The 25,043-nt window shown below is 54.5% G+C and carries 26 protein-coding genes; 10 read left to right on the top strand and 16 right to left on the bottom strand.

Annotated elements, in window-relative coordinates; genetic code table 11:
* Positions 1–268 precede the first annotated feature (268 nt).
* The 3 genes from FHS21_RS27620 to FHS21_RS27630 all read right to left on the bottom strand — a co-directional run bounded on the left by FHS21_RS27620 (position 269) and on the right by FHS21_RS27630 (position 3,279).
* Positions 269–1,309: a sensor histidine kinase gene (locus FHS21_RS27620; RefSeq protein ID WP_183665134.1), complete on the bottom strand. Its 1,041-nt coding sequence runs from the start codon at positions 1,307–1,309 to the stop codon at positions 269–271.
* Positions 1,309–2,751, bottom strand: coding sequence for an ATPase domain-containing protein (locus FHS21_RS27625; protein WP_183665183.1), 1,443 nt, complete (start codon positions 2,749–2,751; stop codon positions 1,309–1,311). The genes FHS21_RS27620 and FHS21_RS27625 overlap by 1 nt, the downstream gene beginning before the upstream one ends.
* Before the next feature lie 156 nt (positions 2,752–2,907).
* Positions 2,908–3,279, bottom strand: a complete 372-nt coding sequence (locus FHS21_RS27630; RefSeq protein ID WP_183665136.1) for a response regulator — start codon at positions 3,277–3,279, stop codon at positions 2,908–2,910.
* A 552-nt stretch (positions 3,280–3,831) separates the two neighbouring features.
* Between FHS21_RS27630 and FHS21_RS27635 the strand changes: the two genes are divergently transcribed.
* Together FHS21_RS27635 and FHS21_RS27640 are read left to right on the top strand one after the other, a co-directional pair.
* Positions 3,832–4,041 (top strand): cold-shock protein, encoded by a 210-nt coding sequence (locus FHS21_RS27635; protein ID WP_183665138.1) that lies wholly within the window; start codon positions 3,832–3,834, stop codon positions 4,039–4,041.
* Between the two features lie 166 nt (positions 4,042–4,207).
* Entirely contained in the window at positions 4,208–4,483 is a 276-nt protein-coding gene (locus FHS21_RS27640; RefSeq protein ID WP_114432726.1) for a hypothetical protein, read from the top strand.
* 339 nt (positions 4,484–4,822) lie between these two features.
* On the opposite strand, the gene groL is transcribed toward FHS21_RS27640, so the two are convergent.
* The 5 genes from groL to FHS21_RS27665 form a co-directional block, all read right to left on the bottom strand.
* Positions 4,823–6,448 carry a chaperonin GroEL gene (gene groL / locus FHS21_RS27645; protein WP_183665140.1) on the bottom strand — a complete coding sequence of 542 codons (1,626 nt, stop codon included), beginning with the start codon at positions 6,446–6,448 and terminating at the stop codon, positions 4,823–4,825.
* Positions 6,449–6,519: 71 nt separating this feature from the next.
* On the bottom strand, positions 6,520–6,813 hold the full coding sequence (locus tag FHS21_RS27650; protein ID WP_183665142.1) for a co-chaperone GroES: 294 nt from the start codon (positions 6,811–6,813) through the stop codon (positions 6,520–6,522).
* A 734-nt stretch (positions 6,814–7,547) separates the two neighbouring features.
* Positions 7,548–8,033, bottom strand: coding sequence for a type II RES/Xre toxin-antitoxin system antitoxin (gene parS, locus FHS21_RS27655; protein WP_183665144.1), 486 nt, complete (start codon positions 8,031–8,033; stop codon positions 7,548–7,550).
* Positions 8,034–8,256: 223 nt separating this feature from the next.
* On the bottom strand, positions 8,257–10,848 hold the full coding sequence (locus tag FHS21_RS27660; RefSeq protein ID WP_183665146.1) for an AAA family ATPase: 2,592 nt from the start codon (positions 10,846–10,848) through the stop codon (positions 8,257–8,259).
* A 22-nt stretch (positions 10,849–10,870) separates the two neighbouring features.
* Positions 10,871–11,254, bottom strand: a complete 384-nt coding sequence (locus tag FHS21_RS27665; protein WP_183665148.1) for a DUF6634 family protein — start codon at positions 11,252–11,254, stop codon at positions 10,871–10,873.
* Positions 11,255–11,427: 173 nt separating this feature from the next.
* Between FHS21_RS27665 and FHS21_RS31725 the strand changes: the two genes are divergently transcribed.
* From FHS21_RS31725 to FHS21_RS27695, 5 genes are all read left to right on the top strand, one after another.
* Complete coding sequence (locus FHS21_RS31725) at positions 11,428–11,679, top strand: helix-turn-helix transcriptional regulator (protein ID WP_183665150.1); 252 nt, start codon at positions 11,428–11,430, stop codon at positions 11,677–11,679.
* 769 nt (positions 11,680–12,448) lie between these two features.
* On the top strand, positions 12,449–13,636 hold the full coding sequence (locus FHS21_RS27680) for a tyrosine-type recombinase/integrase (RefSeq protein ID WP_183665154.1): 1,188 nt from the start codon (positions 12,449–12,451) through the stop codon (positions 13,634–13,636).
* Positions 13,623–15,125 carry a site-specific integrase gene (locus FHS21_RS27685; protein WP_183665156.1) on the top strand — a complete coding sequence of 501 codons (1,503 nt, stop codon included), beginning with the start codon at positions 13,623–13,625 and terminating at the stop codon, positions 15,123–15,125. Before FHS21_RS27680 ends, FHS21_RS27685 begins: the two co-directional genes overlap by 14 nt.
* Positions 15,103–17,460, top strand: coding sequence for a hypothetical protein (locus tag FHS21_RS27690; protein WP_183665158.1), 2,358 nt, complete (start codon positions 15,103–15,105; stop codon positions 17,458–17,460). The genes FHS21_RS27685 and FHS21_RS27690 overlap by 23 nt, the downstream gene beginning before the upstream one ends.
* 196 nt (positions 17,461–17,656) lie before the next feature.
* Positions 17,657–17,857, top strand: a complete 201-nt coding sequence (locus tag FHS21_RS27695; protein WP_183665160.1) for a hypothetical protein — start codon at positions 17,657–17,659, stop codon at positions 17,855–17,857.
* A gap of 213 nt (positions 17,858–18,070) precedes the next feature.
* Here the strand turns inward: FHS21_RS27695 and FHS21_RS27700 are convergent, their stop codons facing one another.
* Complete coding sequence (locus tag FHS21_RS27700) at positions 18,071–18,337, bottom strand: DUF2312 domain-containing protein (RefSeq protein WP_376772227.1); 267 nt, start codon at positions 18,335–18,337, stop codon at positions 18,071–18,073.
* A gap of 249 nt (positions 18,338–18,586) precedes the next feature.
* The gene (locus FHS21_RS27705) at positions 18,587–18,892 is read right to left on the bottom strand and encodes a DUF1244 domain-containing protein (protein WP_183665164.1); all 306 of its coding nucleotides are present in this window, start codon (positions 18,890–18,892) and stop codon (positions 18,587–18,589) included.
* A gap of 380 nt (positions 18,893–19,272) precedes the next feature.
* On the opposite strand from FHS21_RS27705, the gene FHS21_RS27710 reads away from it, so the two are divergent.
* The gene (locus FHS21_RS27710) at positions 19,273–19,698 is read left to right on the top strand and encodes a DUF1036 domain-containing protein (protein WP_112524623.1); all 426 of its coding nucleotides are present in this window, start codon (positions 19,273–19,275) and stop codon (positions 19,696–19,698) included.
* Positions 19,695–21,131 (top strand): pyruvate kinase, encoded by a 1,437-nt coding sequence (pyk, locus tag FHS21_RS27715; protein ID WP_112524554.1) that lies wholly within the window; start codon positions 19,695–19,697, stop codon positions 21,129–21,131. The genes FHS21_RS27710 and pyk overlap by 4 nt, the downstream gene beginning before the upstream one ends.
* Positions 21,132–21,404: 273 nt before the next feature.
* Here the strand turns inward: pyk and FHS21_RS27720 are convergent, their stop codons facing one another.
* The 5 genes from FHS21_RS27720 to FHS21_RS27740 form a co-directional block, all read right to left on the bottom strand.
* A complete protein-coding gene (locus FHS21_RS27720; RefSeq protein ID WP_112524557.1) occupies positions 21,405–22,010 on the bottom strand; it encodes a tetratricopeptide repeat protein in 606 nt (201 codons plus the stop codon).
* A gap of 62 nt (positions 22,011–22,072) precedes the next feature.
* Positions 22,073–22,198 carry a type B 50S ribosomal protein L36 gene (gene ykgO, locus FHS21_RS27725; protein ID WP_091880250.1) on the bottom strand — a complete coding sequence of 42 codons (126 nt, stop codon included), beginning with the start codon at positions 22,196–22,198 and terminating at the stop codon, positions 22,073–22,075.
* A 166-nt stretch (positions 22,199–22,364) separates the two neighbouring features.
* A complete protein-coding gene (locus FHS21_RS27730; protein ID WP_183665166.1) occupies positions 22,365–23,438 on the bottom strand; it encodes a 5-(carboxyamino)imidazole ribonucleotide synthase in 1,074 nt (357 codons plus the stop codon).
* A 2-nt stretch (positions 23,439–23,440) separates the two neighbouring features.
* Positions 23,441–23,938, bottom strand: coding sequence for a 5-(carboxyamino)imidazole ribonucleotide mutase (gene purE, locus FHS21_RS27735; RefSeq protein ID WP_112524563.1), 498 nt, complete (start codon positions 23,936–23,938; stop codon positions 23,441–23,443).
* Positions 23,939–24,027: 89 nt separating this feature from the next.
* Complete coding sequence (locus tag FHS21_RS27740; protein WP_099997693.1) at positions 24,028–24,231, bottom strand: YdcH family protein; 204 nt, start codon at positions 24,229–24,231, stop codon at positions 24,028–24,030.
* A gap of 226 nt (positions 24,232–24,457) precedes the next feature.
* On the opposite strand from FHS21_RS27740, the gene FHS21_RS27745 reads away from it, so the two are divergent.
* Entirely contained in the window at positions 24,458–24,637 is a 180-nt protein-coding gene (locus FHS21_RS27745; RefSeq protein WP_112524566.1) for a YdcH family protein, read from the top strand.
* A gap of 105 nt (positions 24,638–24,742) precedes the next feature.
* Here the strand turns inward: FHS21_RS27745 and FHS21_RS27750 are convergent, their stop codons facing one another.
* Positions 24,743–25,006: an ArsR/SmtB family transcription factor gene (locus tag FHS21_RS27750; protein WP_112524569.1), complete on the bottom strand. Its 264-nt coding sequence runs from the start codon at positions 25,004–25,006 to the stop codon at positions 24,743–24,745.
* Positions 25,007–25,043 lie beyond the last annotated feature (37 nt).

Consider the following 25,043-nt stretch of genomic DNA (forward strand, 5'->3'; position numbering starts at 1 on the left):
AGACATTGCCGACGACCACGCTGAGGTCGCGGTTGCGCCAAAACGAGACGCCAGCCACATTTGGCAAAACACCCAGATATGCTTTGTAGACTGTGTACATTACGCCGAAGTCGAGGTGCTACGTTGACGAAATGGATAGTGCCAGCGAGACAACGCAGCCAATCACAACGTGCCATGTACAGAGACCGTCGCACGCTCCAAGGTGATGAAACGTGAGCTCTCGCAAAAAATCGCAACCGCGAGGCGGTACGTCGGGGGAGGCACGGGTTCAGTCTCTTTGGGAGACTTTCGAAAGCGGTCCACTGACAACGCACCGCATTCCGCCAGGCTCAAAAGTTACGATCGGCTTTTCTCCAAACACAGCCGTCAGCGCCGAGCGGATGTAGCGGGTGCCATAACCGACTCGGGTGGGCGCAGTCACAGTGATTCCACCCATCTCCACCCACTCAAGCCTTAACATCGGCTGCTCGGAGGCAGATACTTTCCATATCACCCGTATCTGTCCTTCTGCAGTGGACAGCGCACCATACTTCAGAGCATTGGTGACAAGTTCATGTAGGCAGAGAGCTAACGTGGTCCCAGCCTCTCGGGTGAGCATGAGATCAGGCCCTTCGACATAAAACCTGTTCGTCCCATCGGCACGATAAGGCTCCAGGGTGAGGTTCACTATGCCTCTCAGTGCAACGGCATCGCCTCCTGCTTCGAATACTGCGGAGTGGACGCTGGCTAGCGCCCCCAGCCGGCCTTCAAAATCTGCGGTGAGAGCATCGATCGTGTCCGCACCGCGACGGGTCATGCGAAAAATCGATGTCACGCTGGCCAGGATATTCTTGACGCGGTGGTTGAGTTCGAGCCGAAGCTCCCTTTCCCGCTCGATGGAGTCTCTGACTTCCCGCTGGCGCAACCGGACAAGGAGAGCAGACTGAATGCCGCTCACAAGCTCCAGGGAAGCGACGGGTCTTTGAATGAACAGCTGGCGTGACCGTGGCCATCGCCTGTCCAATTCCGCTCGGATTCGCGACTGCTGTGCTGATCGGTCCAACAGCACGAAAATTGGCAAGTCCGACCAGTTTGGTTGTGTGGTCAAATGGTTTGCGATGGCCTCGATCGTCGGAGGATTCAGGGACTCGTGGGTGGCAATGATCACGCCGGGCGATTCCGGAAGCTTCCGCACCAGATCATCCGTATCGGCACAGGCCCTGACGACCATGCCATGCTCCACGAGCAACATCTCGATATAGGCTGCGTCTTTCCTGTAGGGTGCCAGGACAAGCACCCAGTCAAGTTCGCCGTGATTGCCGGCGTCCATTACGCCTCTGGCAGCGGGTTGTACGCTACAACGGTAACACCAGAGCTCTCAATCAAGAGCTCCCTGACGTCCAGGTCATGTGGGCCGTGCCGCTTCTTGACGACCGTGATGCTGCGTCTGAGCTTTCCTTCGTGCTCGGAAATTCTGAGAAGCAGGACAGTGTCTCCAAGGAAGCTGACATCGACGTCAATGCCAACATTTTGCCCGAGCAAACCGTGTTGCGCGACGATCAACATGGTCAGTACGCCCGATCGGGCGAGATATTTCAGCAAAGACTGGATATCGCGCACGGCCTTCTCGCGGTGCGGCAGTGAATTCAGATATCCGGTGAAGCTGTCGATCACCACAACGCGCGACTTTTCCCTGGTGACCACCTCTTGCGCGATCTTGCCAAATTCGCCGGGCGATATTTCGTTGGGATTGAAATCCCGTATGATCAGTTGGCCATCCTTGTGGAACTGGCGCAGGTCCATGCCAAGTCCCTCGGAACGCCGGAAAAACGTTTCCAATCTTTCCTCAAACAGAAAGAGCGCAACGCTCTCGCCCCGTTTCAATGCAGCTGTCGCGTAGAGCGATGACATGGTGGATTTGCCGGTCCCCGACTGGCCGATCACAAGCGTCGTCGTTCCCGACTCCTGTCCGCCGCCAAACATTTCATCGAGGGCTGTAACGCCCGACTTGATCAGCTGCGGTTTGACTGTTTCGGATGCGGCGCCGGGAATTATCCTTGGGTAGATGATAACCCCCTCTCCTTCCCGTATTGCCATATCATGATAGCCGTCGGCAACGGGAACGCCGCGCATCTTGCTTACCTCGACCCGGCGACGGACCCCGCCATATTCCTCGAGCGATTTGTCGAAGCGGATGACACCATGGGCAATCCCCTCGACCTCCTCGCCGCTGCGCTCAACTGAGCCGTTCGTCTGTGTATCCAGTAGCAAGGCCACCACCTGCCGCTGCGCCAGGAAAGACTTAAAACCCAACAGTTCTCGTCTAAAGCGCGGGGAATCTCCTGTGATGAGGCGGATTTCCAGAAGCGAGTCATAGACAAGCCTGTGGGGCTTGTGATCTTCAATTGCCTGCTCAACGGCTTTCCGGGTTTCGTCGAGCCGGAGCTCCGTGGTTTGAAAGATCGTTTGATCTGAAGCGCCATTCACAGCATCGGACGCCGACAACTCCTCAACTCTGATACCCTTGAGGCTCCAGCCGTGAGAAATGGCGATCGATTCAAGCTCTGCCGCGGTCTGAGAGAGACTGACGTAAAGGCAGCGTTCCCCGGCCTCGACGCCCGCGAGCAGGAACTGTAGCGCTGCTGTGGTCTTGCCCGATCCGGGAGCACCTTGCAGGATATAAAAATTGGAAGAAGGCAAGCCGCCTCGGAGGATTTCATCCAGCCCGGCAATGCCGGCTTTCACGACAGATTGTTTTTTACGCGTGACCATGTCGATCGAATCCATTTGGTTGAAATCAAGTGAGGGGAGACGCCAGACGGCTGCTGCAAACGCTTCCGCTTTATATTCCACATTGACCATCGTCAACATCGCGATCGACGGCATCCGCATTCACACGACCCTCAAGTCGCTATACAGCCACCTCCATTAATTCATCATTCCCATCTCTCGTACGGCCTTTATGATGTGTTTGTGGTGGTAAGGCTTTCCGAAAAATCGGCCCTCGACCGGAAGTGTGTCGTCGGACATCTCCCTATGTCCCGAGGTAACGATGATCTTTATGGGTGGCCACCTGTCCCGCACCGCGGCCGCGAGTTTCAGTCCATCCATGCTTCCGGGCATGTCGATATCGGTGAACAGCACCTGGATGTCATCGCGTTCACTCAGGATAGCGATTGCCTCGTCGGCATCTCCCGCTTCCAACACGCTAAAGCCGGCGGCTTCCAAAGCGTGGGCGATATCCATGCGGACGATTACCTCGTCTTCTACAATGAGGACTGTGATCGAGTTTTCCTTCATACGAAGTCCCTTTCGTAGCGGCTGTCCATCTCATCGCAGGTTGCTTTCCAACGCGTGCGCTCTCAAATCGATCCGAAGAAAATAAATCGTGGACCAAAGCACGGTATCGAGCGACCACGGCCGCAAGCGTGGAATGGCGCAAACTCTTGCGTAGAACGAATATTTTCACCTGTCCTGTCCTGCCCTGCTCGCCTGCAAATTCAGTGCACCGACCCTGCAAGCGCCCTCCTGAAAATCTTGGGACGACAAAGATGCAAAAGCGAAGCATCGGTTCGCCTTGAACGATGCGCGCTTCTTCGCGACCGTTGTGCGCGGGAGAAGGCGACCATCCCCCCAACCTTATGATGCTGACAGCGACACCGCGACCGGTCGGCGCACCGCATTGACATCTTGGTATGTGGAGGGGTACATATGTAGTGTCGATATTTGCTAGTTTGACTTTTGTTATCGCGCGCTGGCAACGTGCCCTGGACGAACTTCCTTCAAAAATCGAGATCATCATCCGCCAAGCTTATGTTGGCGGTCGTTGCAATTGTTATGAAAGGGTTTGTTATGACCACTGGCACAGTTAAATGGTTCAATTCCACCAAAGGCTTCGGCTTTATCCAGCCTGACGACGGCGGCACCGATGCGTTCGTTCATATCTCTGCGGTCGAGCGCGCCGGTATGCGTGAAATTGTCGAGGGCCAGAAGATCGGCTACGAGCTGGAGCGCGACAGTAAGTCGGGTAAAATGTCCGCCTGTAATCTGCAGGCTGTATAATCGGTAACCGCTTTCCCTTGGCCACGGGTATACTGGTACTGTGGAAGGTAAGTTAACCAAGTGGGTCAGGCATCTGCCTGGCCTTTTTTTATGTTCACGAACTGTCGGAAGCCTCCGAGCCGGATAACATTGCTCGCGGCCAGCCGGCGCATATTCGGAGATTTGAATGACAGAGCAGAGCAATGAGCTCCAGGCGATCAACACGGCCTGGCAGATTGCCATTCAGGAAATCCTACGGATGGTCGTGCGGGATATGTACAAAACGGGCGATGAAGCTGTGTTCAAGTCGCATATAAAGCGCATCGAGGAGGCAGCGGTCGACAGCATTTACTCGGGTCTCATGCTGCGAGGGACAAACGAATGGACAGAGGTGCTGGTCAAAGAAAAAGCGAGTAACTTCGTCACCACTCTGCTCACCTCCTTTACCTTCGATCGTGCATAGCCTGCGGCTAACGTGCGTACCCGGCGTGCCGCCGCATACGAATGCAGGAACCATGATGGACCTTGATCGATACCGCTGTGTCTTTTCTCGGCGGAATGGATGGCGCGATCGTCGCTGCCGCAAAATGCCGTCGGCGCCTCTAGTGCCGAGTTTTCGACGCTATGAACGCACCCCAAATCGGACGAATTCTTGGCTCTGTCGTAGCACCATGAGGAAGGCTCACTCCTAGACTAAACCGCTTTATTCGAGCTTCGAGGAAATTCAATCCCGATGTTTGTAGTGGGCAAACATCGCGCCAAAAGATTTGACGCGATGTCATGATACCGGGAGAACTGGGATTTAGTATCCGGTACTTCTTGCGTCATTCATTCCGAGTGCTTCCGATGGAGAAATATCGGCGATCATGGCTTCCGCTGTGATCAAAAGCCCGGCAATCGAGCCGGCATCCTGAAGGGCTGTGCGGACTACTTTAGCCGGATCGACGATGCCAGCCTCAATCATATCGACATAAAGTTCGGTCTGCGCGTTGAACCCCTGATTGGGTTTCTTGCTGTCCAAAAGTTTGCCGACAACGATCGAACCTTCGACACCAGAATTTTCGGCTATCTGTCGGATGGGCGCTTCAAGCGCTTGCAGTACAATCGAAATACCGGCGGTCACGTCGGCATTTGCTCCGGTAAGGGCAGCCAATGATGCCTTGGCACGCAACAGCGCGACACCGCCGCCTGGAACAACGCCCTCTTCCACCGCAGCACGCGTGGCGTTCAGCGCATCGTCAATACGGTCCTTCTTTTCCTTGACCTCGGTTTCGGTTGCACCACCCACACGGATCACGGCAACACCACCGGCAAGTTTTGCCAGTCGCTCCTGCAGCTTTTCCTTGTCATAGTCTGAAGTGGTTTCCTCGATCTGCGCTTTGATCTGTTGGACCCGCGCTGCGATGGCGGCCTTGTCGCCTGCACCCTCGACGATCGTGGTGGCTTCCTTGTCGATGAGGAGGCGTTTTGCCCGTCCGAGCATGTCGATCGTGACATTCTCAAGCTTGATGCCTAGATCTTCGGAGATCAGCTGACCACCGGTAAGGATCGCAATGTCCTCCAGCATCGCCTTGCGACGATCACCAAACCCCGGAGCCTTGACCGCTGCGACTTTGAGACCTCCGCGCAACTTGTTCACGACAAGGGTCGCCAAAGCTTCGCCTTCAACATCCTCGGAGATAATCAAAAGCGGTTTGCCGCTCTGTACCACCGCTTCGAGGATCGGCAGCAACGCCTGCAGATTGCCGAGCTTCTTTTCGTGAAGGAGAATATAGGCGTCCTCCAGTTCGACCCGCATCTTTTCGGCATTGGTAACAAAATAGGGCGAGAGATAACCGCGATCGAACTGCATCCCTTCGACAACTTCGAGTTCGGTGTCGGCGGTCTTTGCCTCTTCAACGGTAATAACACCCTCATTGCCGACCTTCTTCATGGCCTTGGCAATCATCTCACCAACAGTGGCATCGCCATTGGCGGCGATTGTTCCGACCTGAGCAATCTCTTCCGAAGTTTTGACCTTCTTCGCCCGCGCCTGAATGTCGGTGACAACAGCAGCCACGGCAAGATCGATGCCTCGCTTTAGATCCATGGGGTTCAATCCGGCCGCAACTAGCTTTGCACCCTCACGCAAAATGGAGGCGGCCAACACCGTCGCTGTGGTGGTTCCGTCACCGGCGAGATCATTTGTCTTTGACGCGACTTCGCGGATCATCTGTGCGCCCATGTTCTCGAACTTGTCGGCAAGCTCGATTTCCTTGGCGACAGTTACGCCGTCTTTGGTAATGCGCGGCGCACCAAAAGAGCGGTCAATGATGACATTGCGTCCCTTTGGGCCAAGCGTCACCTTGACGGCGTTGTTCAGTATCTCGACGCCACTAAGGATCCGGTCGCGGGCGTCGGTGGAAAATTTGATTTCTTTGGCAGACATGCTTGTTCGTCCAGTTCGTTCTTGAAATTGAGAAGTGCGGCAATTGCCCGTAAGGGCATTCTTCGTTCCGCCTACAGGGTCTCGACGATGCCCATGATGTCCGTCTCCTTCATGATCAGGAGATCGTCGCCGTCAATCTTGACTTCGGCACCGGACCATTTGCCGAACAGAACGGCATCGCCTGCCTTGACATCGAGTGCGATCAGGGCGCCGCTTTCATCACGGGCTCCCGGTCCCACCGCAATTACTGTGCCTTCCTGCGGCTTTTCCTTGGCAGTGTCGGGAATAATGATCCCGCCCTTGGATTTGATATCGCCTTCAGCGCGTCGAATGACAACGCGGTCGTGAAGTGGCCGGAATTTCATGGGGAACTCTTTCTGCAGCCAGACAATGTGGCTCACATGCCTTCATACCCTCATTGGCACTCGAATGATAGGAGTGCTAAAAAACCTCGGCGGTCTTTTGTCTACGTGGGTGATAATATGATGACTCGTTGGCCATCTGCGCAAACGAGGCCGAAGATATCTGACGAAGTCTGAAACGGTTTTCTCCCCAGATCAGTCGATCAACCTCATCCTGAACTCGGACAGGTCCCGATTCACATGGCTGACCTCAGCCGTTGGCTATCTTCATCACGAAGGCCGATTTCGGGCACGCGGCCGAACGTCGCTTTCCGTAGAGTTCGATCCCAAAACCGGATGGTCCGCTGCCGGCCCCAAACCGGTCTCTGATCGCGATCGACGCCACGGGGACTTTGGCGCGAAGCAGGCCCTCCCGTCATGGGGGCAATCTTCGAAACGGCCTAAAGCAAGGTGCGACCGGGACACCGCTTACGATCAAACAGCGTTTTGTCACCTAAGATTTGGCCTTGTCTTCCGCTTGCAGGGTGTTGATGAAGGGACCCCTTTGAGATTTTTCGGCGACTCGATCGCGTCGTCCGCTCGACGTGCGCGAGGCGGACCTGTCTTCGTCCTGCCGCTCGGTCTTGCGCTATACCGCCGCCCATGTCCGACCCGGTCAAAAATGACGTATCAGCGCGTGCGATGGATTATTATAACTCCACAGCATCGGAGCAATTTACGTGAACCGGCAGCCCGGGTCAGGCGTACACATCATATTGCAGCCGCTCGAGGAATCCTTCGACGATCTCTACGCCTGCTACAGTGGCCAGCAGATCAATGGGACATCGTTGGTTTAAGCCAGATGCTGGCTGTTGCATCCAGTTCTCCGCTGCAGCCTGCGATCCAAATATAGCTGTCGCTTTGACAAGGATCATGGCGAACTTCCATGCGCGACCACTCTGCGCTTGGTTCAGCGGTTTCCAAGGCGAATCCCTGCGCCGCTGAAACGTCCGCAAACCCATTCCGACAACCTTTTCCAGGACGACTGATTTGTGGATGGCTGAAAGATTGTCGATCAAATGGGTCAGAGCTGAAATAGGCAGTCCCTGCAGGAGCATTTCATGGACGTTAAGCATATTTTCCAGGGAGTGTTGTAACACCTTGTTGCCGCCAAGCAGTTCTGTCGCACGGCGCAGTTCCACAGCGCGGTCACTGTCAGGTGGATTCCTTCCGAAGGCTGCCATCAGTCCCTCCATCATCTGACCGTCTGTTATAGGACTGCTTGCAATCTCAACGGTCCGCCGCTTCGAACATTGGCCACGATATTGTGGTTAAAGAATTGGGCCGGGTTGATCGGCATTAGACAATTACGACTTCAATGGTGCAGTTCCGGCTTCCGGAGAGGAAAATCATCACGTCGAACGTAATCGACTACCACGTCCGCAGGGATTGCCTCACAGTCGGACGTCAGGAAACTACCAAACCATCAAGCGTCTTGCGCAGGATCGCGCCTTCCAGGGTTTCATGCGCAAGAAGCATGTCGGCCAGTCCCTTCACAGCATCCCTGTTCCGTCCGATCAAGTCTTTGGCGATCTCGTAACAAGCTTCAAGACGCTCGTTCACGGCAAACGCGATGTCCTGGCGACCGGCCAGCAAAGTGAAGGGCTCGATTGAGCCGAGATAAAGCAGCGGGTGTTCCGAATTGCAGCCATAAGACGTTTCCAGGGAACAGGCCATTTCCGTGGCCTTTGCCAAATCACTTTCGAGGCCGCCACCCGACCCGCGACCTACATGGCCCAGGATCACCTCCTCAGCCGCGCGTCCTGCCAAGCAGGAGACTATGTCATCACAGATCGATTGGACGGTCCCATCCTCCGTGCAGTTGTCGTTTGCTATTACATAAGCCCTGCCATCCTTACCATTAAGGGTGATTGAGGTGATCGTCCTGTTACCGAAGGCGTGACAGGCAATCGCATGTCCCGCTTCATGGACGGCAGAAATCTGCTGCAACGCCAGTTTCCGTTTTGGTTTGTTTTTGACGATGGTGGCCTCCACATCGGCGAGCGAAAGCCGCCGCTTGTCTCGTCGCGCCACCCCTCTTGCTTCGCGGACAATTCGTTCGATATCCGCCCCCGTCATTCCACTGGATATCGTTGCCAGACGCCGAATGAATTCCTTCTCGTGATCCGGTTTTTCGGTTTTCGGGCTTCCTCTGACACGCTTGCCGGGGATGTTTTCTGTTTCACTAGAGACCTCGGCAGCCAAATGAAAGCGGACGATTTCGGCGAGCGCGTCAATGTCGGGCAGCGAAATATCGAATTGTTTTTCTAGCCGACCCGACCGAAGCAAGGCTGGGTCGATCGCGTCCGGTTTGTTCGTCGCCCCGACAATAATGACGCCCGTGGATTTCACCGTCCCGTCGAGAAGCTCAAGCAACCGGGTAATGACATTATTCCAAAAATCGGATGAATCCTTATCGCCGGATCGGCGGCCGCCAATGCCATCGGTTTCGTCGATGAAGAGAATGCAAGGCGCGGCGGCTTTTGCCTCGGCAAACGCTGCCCGCATTCGCTCCAGCACGTCGCCGAGATGTCCCGCTTCCAGCCAGATGCCGACCGACGTCGCATAGAGTGGAACGCCAAGAGAATTGGTCAACGCCTTGGCGAAGAGTGTCTTTCCTGTTCCCGGTGGTCCGCACAGGAGAATCCTTGACAACAAATCAGTCCAGGGAACTTGTCCTGCTTGCCAATGGTCGAGGTCCTCCTTCAGATTCATTGCCCAGGTTTTCGCGTCACCGTATCCGGCCAAGGTTTCGATGGTGGGAACGGCATCGCTTGCGTCTGATCCTAGCTGGGGTTGAATGATCTCCGATCCGGAATGGATTGGCTTTCTGTGGTTGCCCGTGAATACTTGTCCGGTTTTCGGGATTTGCGAAGGTCCCGAAGTCCCCGATGAATCTGATTTCAACGAGCCGTCGCCTGCTCTGGAAAGGGCAAGTTCTTTCAAGATTGCCAATGCACGATCGGGTGCAATGCCCGGGCGGATCGCCAGCGCCAGATCGGATAATGTCAACGATGCGCAAGGCCCGTCGCCTAGTGTCTCAGGTGTCGGCGTCCCCAATACGAAGCCAATCGTGTCGTGGACAATGGAGGACGTGATTGGACCGGTCGCCAAACACAGGCGCGAAGCCGGCAGCATGCGTTCCGGTAGTAGCGCTTTTTCTTCCGTCACGCCAAGGACTGGTACGCCAAGTTCTGCGGCCCTTCCAAGTTGCCAGTCGGCCAATTCCGCATATTTCGGATCGGTTTCACTGCCAAGGAACGTGATCACCACCCGCTTGTTTGCGACCTCTTTGGGGAACACGAACTCGCCGCGCTTGCCTATTGTGGTTCCATCGAAAGTCACGACCGAGGGTGGCCCGAAAATCCCGCGTTTCAGCAGCGACATGAAACTTCGCTCGAATCCTTCGACGCCGCCGAACACGCTGGCGATCAGCCCCGGTTCTGAAAGCATGGCGGGAAGATCGTTGAAAGGCAGATCTAGCTTTTCGATCGCTTGGACAACAAGAAGCAACGTTGCGACATCGACTGGACTCAGCAGTCGTCCCGCACAGCGAATGCGATGAAGGAGGGAAGCGTATTGACCGGTCAAACCGTATTCCGGCTGCGATGCGCTCGGCCTCACCATTGTCGACATATTGGCAGTTTGAGCATCCCGACCCTGCGACCCCGGGCGGTGACCGGTAAGTTTTTCAGTTCCGGTGTCGGGCGCCATCCAAGTGCCCGACCAGGCTTGACCATCTGGTGTTTCACCATCGTCAATATTCGGGGGAGCCACCGACTTATTTTGATTGGCATTGAAGCTACTAATCAGGTATTCGAACTTGCGCATCTGCACTTCGGGAACAGCGGTGCAGGAATGGAAGACACGCACTGTGAATCCTTCAATGCATTTTTCCTCCTCTTGGACAAACTCGGCATCGATCGCGACCTTGACTGACCGTCGCCAGGCCTCGTGGCGCAAGCGTTCCATCAAGTTTCGGAACAATCGGTTTTCCATTTCGAATCCTTGAGAACTGGAATTACTGAAGCGGTCCACCGTCGTCGATTTTTCGGCCCAGCCGATACCAGCGCGACTGGGTCCGGGCCAAACTGGCACTTTCTGAAAAGAGCACTAGATCAGACGTGATGATCGGCCTGCCTTCACCGGTGAGCTTTGGGTGGCCAGTGGAAAGCCCCATCAGGCAGGGCACGGTTCTGCTTGCGAGCTGCCAATAGTCAAGCAAGGGAGCTTCAATTGAGTTCAGGCTCTTACAGAGGGGCGCGAGTGTAACCCTCCACAAATCGTCGATCAGTTGCTCATATCGTTGGATTTCCCGTCCAACGGCATTCATATCCGTGTCACCTCTTTCACGTCCGAATAGAAGCATTGCTGAATCCTTTCGTTCAAATAAATTCTCGACCAAGTTGAGGCCCCAGAGAGGGGGCGACCAAATTTCCAGCAAGTGATTCGGTTCATAAGATCTCATACTATCGTAATTTACGCTAGGTCTATCCTATGGAAGGATTGACCTATCTGATGGTACGCTAATTGTTGACATAAATGGAGTTTCCGCACTCTTCATGACAGTACTGAAGAATGGAACCTCCTTTTCACCTTCTTCGCGCCGCTCGCGTTGCGCTCGATCTCAGCCAAAGGAAGCTCGCAGAGCTGAGCGGTGTAAGCACGCGGACGGTGTATAGAGTTGAAAAGGGGGATGGACTCATTGAATCCGCGAGGCGTGTTCAGGGAGGACTCGAGAAAAAAGGTATCAAATTCCTCGCGGCCGATGGAACGGATGGTCCCGGATTTCGGTTACCTCTCCGGCCACCTGCGGAAAGCAGGCAATAAAGAGTAAAGGGCGATACATGGTCTCTGACGGACATTTGCCGAGCTTGGTCCGAATCAACTTGGGACCATAAGATCAGTCGGCACATAATCAGGGTGCGATCGATAACGATCAGCAAGCTAGCATAAGAAGACGGAACGAGTTCATTCTACCACCGACCGCGGACCCCGTTGCCTGGATTGATAATGCGCCTTGCTAATCCATCCGCCAAACAGATTTCCATTTGATCGAGTGAGAACCTCTCCGATGGCCTAGCCGGCAGGCTCGATGTGCTATCAGCTCGGACTCGGGACCGACGCCCATTTTTTCTGCCTCAATGATCCGGTTAAGGGGCAATAGGATTCTTAGCTGGTCCGCGTGCATCTCCATTCGCTTGTCGATAAAATTGAAAAAACCAATCGAAGAGATGCCAAAGCTTCGATTTTGCGACCAAACAGGTCGATTACCCAGCACACAAAAACCCTTCCTCGTATGACTCTGAGCGGACCGATGGAGGGAAGAAAATGCCCCGACGCTCTGCTTCGATTTCGTTGATGCTCCTACGACGATATATACGTTTCATGAGCGCCGACGACGTCGGCCACGCTTACCTGGCGAAAGATGTGCCAACTGGGCAGTGCGTCAATTCCCCGACAGATGATATCGAAGATTCTACCGATTTCCGACAGTGCACCGAGTGCAAGTTGCACGTGAACACTACCGACCGATACGCCGCCCTTCTGGCACACAAGACCCGAAGATCCAAGGACTGAAGTCAGCATGGAGGAAGTCATGCGAGATACTCTGCCTGAATCGAAATTTCCCAAGGCCCTTGCTGGAGCCCTTCTGCTTAATAAAAACGGCTTACCGCGATACTGGCCGATTGCCTGGAGAGAACTCTATGGAAGCAGTAAAGCAGAATCTACATTGCAAAAATACTTTGCCGACATGGAGTTTCTATATCGTTCTGTTGAACAACGAACAGGAATTGATTGCCTCGATGCATTTATAACGAGCTTAGATTTCGATCGCCTGAGACCAATTCTCCAAGGTATCTTTATCGAGCTACGTCATTCCGGCTCCGGCTCCAATGAAAGGTGGCAACGTATAACTGCCTACTTGAGGCACGTTGCGTCCCAGCTAGGTGCCCGGAACGCGATGTCGAAGATATTCGCGGATATAGATGTCACCGATTGCGACGGCAAACCCAACAGGCAAATGAAACCTAGCGATTTGCGGGCTATGCCGAAGCTTGTGGTCAAAGATATATTGCAGCTCGTCGATACAAAATCCTCAAGAAATCCCTTTCGTAGTAGAGACAATGCCTACCGGAACAGCACCCTTGTAAACATTTTTTTGGAACTCGGTTTGCGGCGGAGCGAAGTTTGTCTGTTAACGTTACAGTCTCTCAAGCGAGGACGCGATCCCGAGTCAGGACAAATTCGCTATTGGATCAACATCCATGAAGACGCGAGCGCTGTCGGCGAAACGCGAGAATCAAAACCAAAAATCAAGACTGTTCAGTCAATAAGACAAATACCGGTTCCATCCAAGCTGGCTCAAGAGATTGAGACCTACATAACAAATTTCCGTGGCCGGCAGCGCCACAGTTTCCTTTTTGCTTCGCAAAAAAGCAAACCCATTTCCAAGTCAATGATCAATCTCATTATAAAGACGATTTCCGACAATCTGTCACCTGAGGCCGTGAAGGATTTGGCCGACCGCCGGCGGGTAAAAAGCGTTACCCCGCACCATTTTAGGCACACAGCGGCAGTGAATCGCCTGGCGGCCTTTGTCAAAGATGGAGACCCCCTTGATGTAGCTATTGACAGATTGCGAGGATTCTTCGGCTGGTCAAAGAAGTCCGAGATGCCCCGATATTATGCGAAGGCGTATTTCGAGACTTTGGACGTCAAATGGTCAGAGCGATTCGACGACAATGTGAGGCGGCTGCGGGGCCAAGACTATGTGGACTTTTGATCTGCGTAAGGCGGCAGCTGAGGCCGCGGAGCAATTGTCGAAGACAGCACAAATACCTGCCGAACTTCGCTATTTCGACAAATTCGAAAATGTTCAACGCAAGCTGAATACCATGGTTGACCCTTATACGTGGACGCTGATTTATAACGGCCAACAACATAAACTTAATTTCTGGGCATTTCCTACCTCTGTACGTAGCCTGGCCTGCCATTCAATTGCATGGTCTCTGTCAAGGTATGCGCCGGCAACTGTCTCAATGGGTCACTACAGCCTGTTTCTGTCGGTTGCCGCCGTGGGGCCCCAGGCGATGTTGGCACCATTCAGCCTTGAGCCGATGGAATTGCGAGACTACTGGCACAATTTCTTATTGCCCGCGATGATAGAGGGCGACTTTTCTGCCAAGGGGTTGAAAGCATACCTGTTCTTTCTTTGCAGCAAACGTCTGGGTTGCTTAAGCCCGGAGCAAAAACCCTTCATCTCGAGCTTTTCCTATCCAAAGGCCGACCTTTATGCCTCCGTTCGTTCCGGCAAACCGTTTCTCACAGACTTCGAACAGTTGGCAATCGTCAATTATTTTGATGATCTAAGCCTCGAATGTCAGCGTGCCGATCTGCCATGGGACACATTACGGCCTGCATGCATCCTCCTCTGTTCGTACCAGTTCGCAGCACGCCCAATCCAAATCGCTAAGATCGAAACCCACGACGTTGTAGTGCGGGAAAGCAGCGAAAATCATCCCATCGTTCACATCCGATTTAAATGGGAGAAACAACGGGACCATCGAACAATCGCTTACGCCGTGCGCCGCGTAAAGCGTGAATGGGCAATACTTTTCGCCCGGTATTCGGAATCCCTCGACGTCAGCCGCAGCAAGCACTATTTTGGCCTGACTCCGACTAAGGTCGGACGTGAAATTAGGGACCTTTGCGCGACGATACTTGGCCGGCAACGCAATGCCAATGACTTGCGACACACTGCTGCACAACGAATGGTAGACAGTGGAGCCTCCCACGAAGAGCTAGCTGAGTACTTGATGCATTCCCACACTCGAACGGGTAACGTCTATTTCTCTAGTTCGCCCGCGCAAGCCGAGCATCTCAACCGCGCCCTGATGGCATCCTCAATTTATACCGAGATCGCAAAGGTCCATCGCACAAAGTTCTTGGATACCAACAAACTTGTGGCGATGCGGGAAAGTAACCAGATCGCCGACGTGGTGCACGGTGTGCCAATTGCAGGGATTGGCGCATGCCAGCTTGGGCAAGTGTTGTGCGGCAAGCACCCCGTGCTGTCGTGCTACGGATGTAACAAGTTTCTGCCGGTGAATGACATCGACATCCATGAAGAGGTCTGTGCAACGCTTCGTCCAGTGGTGAGGGCGTTTTACGATTTCTCCAAAGGAGAAGCAGGTAGCGCCGCTTACAACCAGCTTCGACACACGATTGCGTCAGCGGAGCAGATTATAAATGAAATCAAGGATAATGCCTAAAGCGCGCAACAAGAACTTTGTCCAGTTTGTGGCTACGGCGAAGGCTGTCGCCCTCCAAAGGGGGCTCGATTGGCATATGCGAACCGACGAGTTTGGAACGGTTAATCCTGAGGATATCTGGGATTTTGAGATTTTGCTGGGCGAGCCTTCTACATTTAAGGGGAAGTTGCGTCAGTTGGGTCCTTGGCCCGCCGCCATCGAGTTGATGCAACACAATTGCAGAGGTGAGTATCAGAACGCGGCTCAGCCGTCCCTGCTGGAGATTGAAACCGAATGGCATGATCTGATCAAAGCAGTCGCGGTCGACTGGGTGTTAATCAAAAAAAATCATGCAAAAACTCTAACGGACAGGCGCATTCGGCCATTACGTATACTAATGGCTTGTTGCAAAGCCACCGAGCCGTGGAAAATCAACGCGACACAAGTTCGTTTCGCTCTTGATGTCGCGAAAAGGCTGGCAAAGTCCCACCGCATTTGCCTTGAGACTACAGTGTCACATGTGTTTGATTTGAATCTTTTGGGTGATTGTGTGCCGCTTCTGCCGATCGCACTCGCAGGCGAGAAACGCTCAGTGAACACTGCATCGTTCGGTGGCTCGCTGAGAGAGCCGGACGAGATGCGCCACCGGCTCGAAGAACGCAAAAATGCGGCGAAACTGCCTGACGAACGGTCTTATTGGGAATCCGTCCGAATTGTTTTTACTGAGCATCCCCGCACATTTACGGATGCCATCAGATTCGCCCAACATAAGCTGAGAATATGCCAAGGGCTTAGGGTCGGTGAGAGCTGTACAATCCCCGTCGACTGGCGCATCGAACGAAATTATATCTCGTATTCCGGCAATCGGCCCAGTACGTATGGCGGCATGGATAGGTCACTTTCTATCCGGTATTTTGCAGCCAAGAGTCGGGGGAAACGCGAGGATAGCCGAGTGCTGTATGAGGCAACACAGCCGGTGCCGACGATTTTTGAGGAAATAATTGAAGAAACTATGGAGTTTGTCCTGCGCTTAACAGGGCCGCTCAGAGCGCGGCTGAAAGCACAGACAGAGACTGGAAGGCTCCTTCCGGAGTATGCTCCCGGCGATCTCGTCCCGGTGTCGGAGATTTATCCGCGCCTAAGCGGTGACTTAAGGTTGTATGATGGCGTCCTCAACACCGATCTGGAAAGGAGGTACCGCGAAACGTTCAACCCGACAATATTGCACGAACTCTCGCTCACACAACAACGGACTGAAGAGAAATTCCGCAAATACCTGACTAACTTCTTCTTCCAGTTTGGTACCCGTTCGTCGGGATCAGGAGGCAAAAGCTTCCCGGCAAGACATGCGGATGGATCCCCTTGGACTGGACCAGTCACTTGGATCGATGCATTTGCGCAGATTGGGGAACTGGAGGAAGCGATTCGGAAAGCCATGCGTCGCAAGCTCCCTGATACCATACCCCATGCGCTAAGCGGGGGTCGTTCGCTGTACCCGCACGAACAGTTGTTTCTCGTGCCGAAGGTACCTCTAACCGAAGAACGCAACGGAAACATCCTGGATGTGAACAGCTACTTTGCCATCGGGGTAGTCAATCCCCATGATCACCGGTGTGCATTCGGGCATCGTCCCATGAACATATTCAGCCGATATGGCCGCACCGAGGAAGACAGGGAGCTGACGCTTACAAAGACTCATGGTACCCGCCATCTGATAAACAGCGAGCTCTTCCGCCTGGGGCTGGCGGACGCAATCATAACAAAGCAATTCGGCAGGCGGTCCATATCCCAGAGCGGGGTCTATGATCACCGTAGCCTCGCGGAGGATCTCAACGCGATCGAACTGCCCGAAGATGTGAAGGCAAGAACACCTCCCAAAGCTCAAGAAGCACTAAAACTCATCAAGTCCGGCCGCGTAACGGGACCACTCGTGGATGATTTTAAACGCGTCCAGCGCCTTGAAGGTGAGGACGCAGCTATCGATTTTCTTGCAGTAGAGGCGGACGGGTTCCACGCCACGCCCTATGGCTATTGCATCAATTCGTTCATCATCGACGCATGTCCCACACATCTGGAATGCTTTAACGGTTGCTGCCATCTGGCAAAGTCAGAAAATCCGGAGCATCAGTCCAATTGGTTACAAATAGAACGCAAGCTCACGAAGGCGCGCGACGCGGTCGTCAACAGCCCCCTGACTTCAATCGGCCGCTCGAACCAGCTCAGGGAGATTGACCGTAAGCTCGCGAACGTCATGAAGGGTATCGCCGTCGCCCCTGGAGCGAAGATCTTTCCCGATGGCAGCGATCTATCGGACTGTATCCTGAACAACGACGACCAGACCATTCAAGATGTCTAGCCGCTTGACCGAAGCGCGCCTCACTGTCGCCTTGGAATTATATATCCGGACCAGAAAAAAAATTACTGCCCGGTCAATCGCGCGAGAAGTTGGCGTTAACGTATCGACGATTACACGAGATGTTAAGCGTAGGGATTTGTTGGACCGATACATACTTCAGCAATCTGACGTGTATGCAAACAAGGAGTCCCGGTCCTTGCTTCTGATGCGGATTGCCCAACAGGCCGAGACCATCGCCAACCTCGAGCACAGAATTCAGCTTCTGCTAGTCGCTCATAAAGCGATGATCATCGCCGTCGGCCGCCAGGGAGGAGCTGAAGCGTGGCGAGAGCTTTTCCTCGGGTATGAACATGTGACAGCGGAAATCGACGAACTTGTCCGTGACGCGGCCCCCTAATTACCGCCTGACAACAACAGCCCCCACCGCGAATAACCGTTTAGAACGCCCCGCCTCCGGCCAAGGTCCGTGTGCTCGGCCCCGCTTGTGCAGTCGACCCGACGCCGCTCGCCGACCGGCAACGAAACTGAAGTCTCTGCAAGTTGGGCGAGCTGATGACAGAGCGCTTGCTTTAAATACGATCAGGCAAAACGCAACATTCTGAAACTAGCCTCACATGCCAAGCGCATTCATATACAATTCAAGGATCGCTTCTTCTTCCTTGCGCTCGTTGGCGTCCTTCTTGCGCAGACGGACGATCGTGCGGATGATCTTGGTATCGTAACCGCGGCCCTTGGCCTCGGCCATCACTTCCTTGATGTCGTCCTGGAGCGTTGTCTTTTCCTCTTCCAGACGCTCGATGCGCTCGATGAACTGCCGAAGCTCTGCCGCAGCCACACCTTCAACGCCACCCTGTGCTGCCAAATCATCCATGCTCATCTCTCGCTCCGTAAAAATTCATTTTGCGACTCAAGACCGGCCGCGCGAGGGGTTCCGATGCCCGACCAGTGCATGGTGAGTCAAGACAATTGAGTCGGATCCGTCTGGTTATGCGTGGTTCGACAAGCTCACCATGAGGGAGGTTGTGTCAAAGCGGGACCGGGATTCTGCACCGTTGATGATGGGTATTGCAATCTGCAATCGCTACCTCCCTCATGGTGAGCTTGTCGAACCACGCACAGCGCCCCCTCAATGTGCGGGCTTGTTCGTCTCAAAAGCCGCTTTCTGCGCATCGCTGGCCTCACGCTGATGCTTGGCCTGCCATTCCGCATAGGGTTCGCCATAGATGATTTCGCGCGATTCTTCCTTGGGAAGCTCTTCGCCGGACGCTTCAGCCGCTTCGCGATACCAGTTCGACAGACAGTTGCGGCAGAATCCCGCCAGATTCATCAGGTCGATATTCTGCACATCGCTGCGGGTTCGCAAATGCTCCACAAGCCGGCGAAAAACGGCGGCTTCGAGCGCAATGCGCTGGTCGTCAGTAAGATTGCTCATTTAAACGTCCTCGATCGGGTCTAGTTCGGGGCCAGATGCCTGGCTCCATACATATTGGAGTAGCGATTCATTGCGTCAAGAACAGCTGCTTTTTGCTGATTGCCGTGAAGGTGACGACAACGGGAAATTCGCAATCAACGAAGGTCTTTCAAACCGAACAAGGGTTGTTTTTTGTCTTTCACAGCATTGCTCTCACCACAGGCATCATTCTTTTGTCTTAGTGTTGCAGGAACTCTACGTGGTTGCGTTGACAATGCACAAGAAACTGCCGAAAAGGGTGACCACGATGTACGGAGGCAATATTGCGCAAGTGGTCTATATTCCACGCTGAACTGCATCAGCGGACGCGATTGGGCAGCTTTCTAGCGGCTTTTTTATTCATTTTCATTGCGGGCAGTTTTTTTGCACCCGAGAAGGCCCATGCTGATTTTCGCGTCTGCAACACAACACAAAATCTCGTCGGCGTCGCGCTCGGTTACCGGGCCAAATCCGGCTGGGTCACCGAAGGCTGGTGGCACGTCAATGCTTCCTCCTGCACAACGCTTGTGGTCGGACCGCTGACTTCGCGCTATTATTATCTCTACGCCGAAGACGCGCAGAGTGGCGGGCGCTGGGATGGCAGGGTGAACATGTGCGTCGCCGAAAACCAATTCAAGATTACTGGTATCAATGACTGTTTCGCGCGCGGTTTCCAGCGCTCCGGATTCCAGGAATACGATACCGGCGAGCAGACGAGCTGGATGGTCCAGCTTACGGAAGAAAATCCCCCCTCCTCTCCAATTGTAACGGATACCCCCGCTCCATGAGACGTCGCCGCAAGGTCAAAATTCTAGCCACACTGGGTCCCGCTTCCTCCGAAGAAGCCATGATCCGCAAGCTGTTCGAAGCCGGCGCGGACGTATTCCGCATCAACATGAGCCATGCCAGTCATGACCTGATGCGGGAACTCGTGCGCCGCCTGCGCAATGTCGAAAAGGAACTGGGGCGGCCGATCGGCATTCTCGCCGACCTGCAGGGACCGAAGCTGCGCGTTGGCAAATTCAAGGATGGCAAGGCCGACCTCGTTGCAGGGCAGACCTTCACGCTCGACGACAATGACACGCCGGGCGACAATACCCGCGTATTCCTGCCCCATCCGGAAATTCTCGAAGCCGTTGAGCCGGGTCATCGCCTTTTGATCGATGATGGCAAGCTCGCGCTGGTGGCGGAAGCTTCCGACGGCAAGCACATTCGCTGCCGAGTCGTTTCCGGAACGAAGATTTCCGACAAGAAGGGCGTCAGCCTGCCCGATACGACGCTCGGCGTCAGCGCCCTCACCGAAAAGGACCGTCGCGACCTCGATGCGGTCCTGCAGGAGGAAGTCGACTGGGTTGCCCTGTCATTTATCCAGCGGCCGGAGGATCTTGCCGAAGTACGCAAGATCTCGCGCGGCCGCGTTGCCTTGCTGTCGAAGATCGAAAAGCCGCAGGCCGTCACCCGCCTCGAGGAGATCATCGAGCTCTCTGACGCGCTCATGGTTGCCCGCGGCGATCTTGGTGTTGAAATGCCACTGGAGACGGTTCCCGGTATCCAGAAGCAGATCATCCGTGCCTGCCGCAGAGCCGGCAAGCCAGTCGTCGTCGCTACGCAGATGCTGGAATCGATGATCACAGCAGCCGTTCCGACGAGAGCCGAGGTTTCCGACGTTGCGACAGCCGTATTCGAAGGCGCCGATGCGGTCATGCTTTCGGCCGAATCCGCCGCCGGCGCCTATCCGGTCGAAGCCGTAGCGACCATGGCGCGCATCGCCGAAGAGGTCGAGCGCGATCCGAACTACCCGGGCATCATTCACGCCCAGCGTCCCGAGCCGAACGCGACGGGCGCCGATGCGATTTCGCTGGCCGCCCGCCAGATCGCCGAAACGCTCAACCTATCGGCCATCGTGACCTACACTGCATCCGGCACAACCGGACTGCGCGCAGCACGCGAGCGGCCTCTATTGCCGATCATCGCCCTGTCACCTGTCGTCGAAACGGCGCGCAAGCTCTCTCTCGTCTGGGGATTGCACTGCGTTGTAACTGAAGATGCCAGCGACCTCGACGACATGGTCGATCGCGCCTGTCACATCGCCTACCAGGAAGAGTTCGGCAATCCAGGGGATCGCATCATTATCTCGGCCGGCGTGCCGCTGCGTACGCCCGGTTCGACCAATATGTTGCGCATCGCCTATATCGGATCGGACGGGCTGACGGGCATCTAACTGTCGGTCTTGAAAGTCGCTGCGGTGAGGCATATGGCGTGGTTTTTGGGGTCGCCCTTGCGACGAGCGCAGCGTACTTATAGTACGTGAGCACCGGAAGCGCAGAAAATCGGGGCAGATGCCCGCCGCAGTAGAGTTTCATTGCGTTCCAATGGACAAATGGAACGCAATGATCCGATTCCTACGCAAGAACCACCGATTCCGATGCAAGAATCATCGATTCTGGCGCACGTTTTTCTACTTATGCAGGAAAATTGGTTGTGGCGACGTGCACTACGTGCGCTGGCCGGTCAGTTCATCGGCCAGTTCACCCGCCTGCTTCTGCGCCTCGCGCATCATCGGATAGACCGTCAGAACGCGCTCGAAAGCCTGCAATGCGGCCTCCTTGCGGCCGGTATCCTTGAGGATCGCCGCCATGCCGGCCATGGCTCCGAAATGCCGTGGTTCAAGCGCCAGTGTCTTCTGGATATCCGCCATGGACCGCCCGTAGTCGTTCACAAGAAAATTCAGGGTTGCGCGTCTGTTCCAGCCCTCGGCATAGTCCGGCTTCATCACGACGACCTGGTCCAGAAAATCCAGCGCGACCGAATACTTCTTTTCTTCCATGGCCTTAGCGGCCCAGCCCATCATCAGGTCGATCGTGGGACTACCGGAATTCTGCCATTGCGCCTGTATCTGTGAGGCAATGCGCGCCGCCTTAACCTCATTACTCTCGCGCTTGAGCGATGCAAACAGGTCATCCAATCTTGCGGCACGCTTTTCAGCCAGTGTCTGATTGGGCAAGGCGGCCTGTTGCGGTGGCGCCAGTTGATCCTGCGCGGTGGCAATTGCCGGCAAGCCAAGTAAAAAAACAGCTGAAAATACAACAACGTTCCGCATGATACGAATGGTAATCCGTATCAGCGAAACGTCAAATGCAAATAACCGTGAGACGGGTAATATCAGCCCTGGCGCGCTTTGAAACGCGGAGCAGTCTTGTTGATGATATAAATGCGGCCCTTGCGACGGACCAGCTGATTGTCACGATGACGGCCCTTCAGGGCTTTAAGGGAGTTCTTGATCTTCATTTCAGCACCGGTATCTTTCGCCCGAAACCGGGCACCAATAAAAAGCGCGCCTCAAAAGCGCGCCGTAAACACGTTGCGGGGAAATAGCCAAGGATTACCTGTATTGTCAACACCCGGCTCACGATTCATGGCATGATTCATCGGGGAATCACGCATTTATTTATCGCTAGAGGCGTTTCGTGATCCGCGTCACATGGCCCATCTTGCGGCCGGGACGTGCTTCCGCCTTGCCATAGAGTTGCACAACAGCGCCGGTTTCCTTGAGGATTTCCGGAACTTTTGCGATATCGTCACCGATCAGGTTCTCCATGACACAATCGGAATGCCGCCTCGTGTCGCCGAGCGGCAGGCCCGTGATTGCTCTGATATGCTGTTCGAATTGCGATACGACGCAGGCCGCTTCAGTCCAGTGACCGGAGTTGTGCACGCGCGGGGCAAACTCATTCGCCAGTACAGTCCCATTGGCAAGCACGAAGAATTCCATGCCGGCGACGCCCACATACTTCAAGCCTTCCAACAGTTTACGGGCTGCATCGGCGGCAAGGCCGGCTACGGTCGATGATACAGAGACGGGCACCGTCGAGGTCGCAAGAATTCCATTCTTGTGGACGTTCTCGGTGATGTCATAGACCTTTATATTGCCGGCTTCATCCCGCGCCGCGATGACGGAAATTTCACAGACAAAATCGACCAGCGCTTCCAGTATGGAGGGAACACTGCCAATGGCAGCGAATCCTTTTTTGGCGTCCTCACCTTTTTTACCGGAAAACTTGACCTGTCCCTTGCCGTCATAGCCGAAACGACGTGACTTGAGGATGCCTTTGCCGCCGAAGGCCAAGAGAGCCGCTTCAAGATCGCCCTCGTTCTCGACACTGAGCCATTGTGTCGTCTGGATCCCTGCATTGTTAAGAAAGCGTTTTTCGCTGACGCGGTCTTGCGAGACTTTCAAGGCGAGGGGCGATGGAAACACAGGTTTGATTTCACTGAGTATTTCGGCCGAATCGACAGGAACATTTTCGAATTCATAGGTGATGACGTCGCTGAGTTCGGCAAGTTGTTCAAGCGCATTGCGATCGTCATAGGCCGCAACGATATGTTCGTTTGCGACTTGCGTCGCCGGGCAATTTTCCTGTGGTTCGAGAATGATCGTTTTGTAGCCGAGCCGAGCCGCCGCCATGGCGAGCATACGACCAAGCTGACCACCACCGACAATACCGATCGTTGATCCAGGAGAAATCATGCTTATGCCTCGTCAGAAGGTCTCAACGCGACCTTGTCGCTTTGTGCCTTGCGGAAATCATCCAGCCGCTTTGCCAACGCGGCATCGTTCAGGCTAAGAACGGCAGCGGCCAGCAGAGCGGCATTGACCGCGCCGGCTCGGCCGATCGCCAATGTGCCAACAGGGATGCCGGCTGGCATCTGCACGATCGACAGGAGTGAATCCTGCCCGGAAAGCGCCTTCGATTCCACCGGCACGCCAAACACCGGCAACGGCGTCATCGATGCGGCCATCCCCGGCAAGTGAGCAGCCCCACCCGCACCCGCGATAATCACCTTGAAACCGGCTTCACGCGCCCCCTTGGCGAAGCTTACAAGCCTGTCAGGAGTTCTGTGCGCGGAAACAATGCGGTCGTCATGAGAGATGCCGAGACTGTCCAGCGTTTCGGCAGTGTGACGCATGGTTGCCCAATCCGACTGGCTTCCCATGATGATTGCAACATCGGCGCGTTTGTCAGCCATTGAGCATCCTGTAAATCTGTCGGGAGGAATTAACGGAAAAGACGGACCGCCGCAAGCTGGCGACGGAACTGCAATAACAAGGTTTAAGGTCAGGCGATAATATCGGGAGTGATCTTGTCTTCAAGCTCGATGAGCTTGTCTTTGATGATGAGCTTCTTCTTTTTCATCCGCTGGATACGAAGCTGGTCGCAGCCAACCTGGATCATTGCTTGTATGGCGGCATCGAAATCGAGATGCTCCTGTTTTAATCTTGCGACTGCCAATCGAATGTCAGCCTGATCCTGGTCGGACATGCAGTGATTCCCGGTATTTCGCTGTAAAAAGAATCGCGTCTCTGGTTGTGGACAACCTGTCCTTGCCAGCACGTCGCCATATCATATTTCAAGGAACAAGAAAATCCTACGAAACAAATTCGACAATTGCTTAAAGTGATGGCACAGTGTCACGGCTCTGTCATAAACTTGCTGCCTTGCAAGCAGAGCATGCATACGTGACGAAACCAACCAAGGGAGAAGCCGGATGGCCATTGAGTCTCATCTTGAAACGCTTGAACGTAAGCATGGAGCGCTCGAAAAGGAAATTTCCGACGCGCTGTTAAGTCCCGCCTCCGACGACCTGACGATCAGTAATATGAAACGACGCAAGCTGGTGCTCAAAGAGCAGATTGAAAGACTGAAAGCAGTCGTCACTCACCACTAACGACCCGGAAGGACCGCAGAATTCCAGTCAACAGCTTGAAGAAGCGTCGTACTGGCAGTTAGAAGAAACCCGGTTCCCGCATAGGTGAGCCGGGTTTTCTATTTTTCAGCGCATCCAGAACTGGTCGAGCCAGAGATTCAGATGAAAGAACCCGTTGTCATCGACAGCATAGATCCGCCGCGTGCCTTCGGCTTTGACTGATACCAGCCGCGCGTCCAGAAGCGCCTTGAGGTGTTGGGAGACGGCGGGACGGGAAATCGGCAGGCCTGTCGCCAGTTCGTTCACAGTTTTTGGTCCGCGTCTGAGCTCCTCGAGCAGATAGCGGCGGTTTGGATCAGAAATTGCTGCAAAGGCATCCGTTTCGACCATCCAGAATAGTCATTTTAAACCAGCGGCAATGTCAACG

Source organism: Phyllobacterium trifolii, from assembly GCF_014192095.1.
In the GTDB taxonomy this organism is placed as follows: Bacteria; Pseudomonadota; Alphaproteobacteria; order Rhizobiales; family Rhizobiaceae; genus Phyllobacterium; species Phyllobacterium trifolii.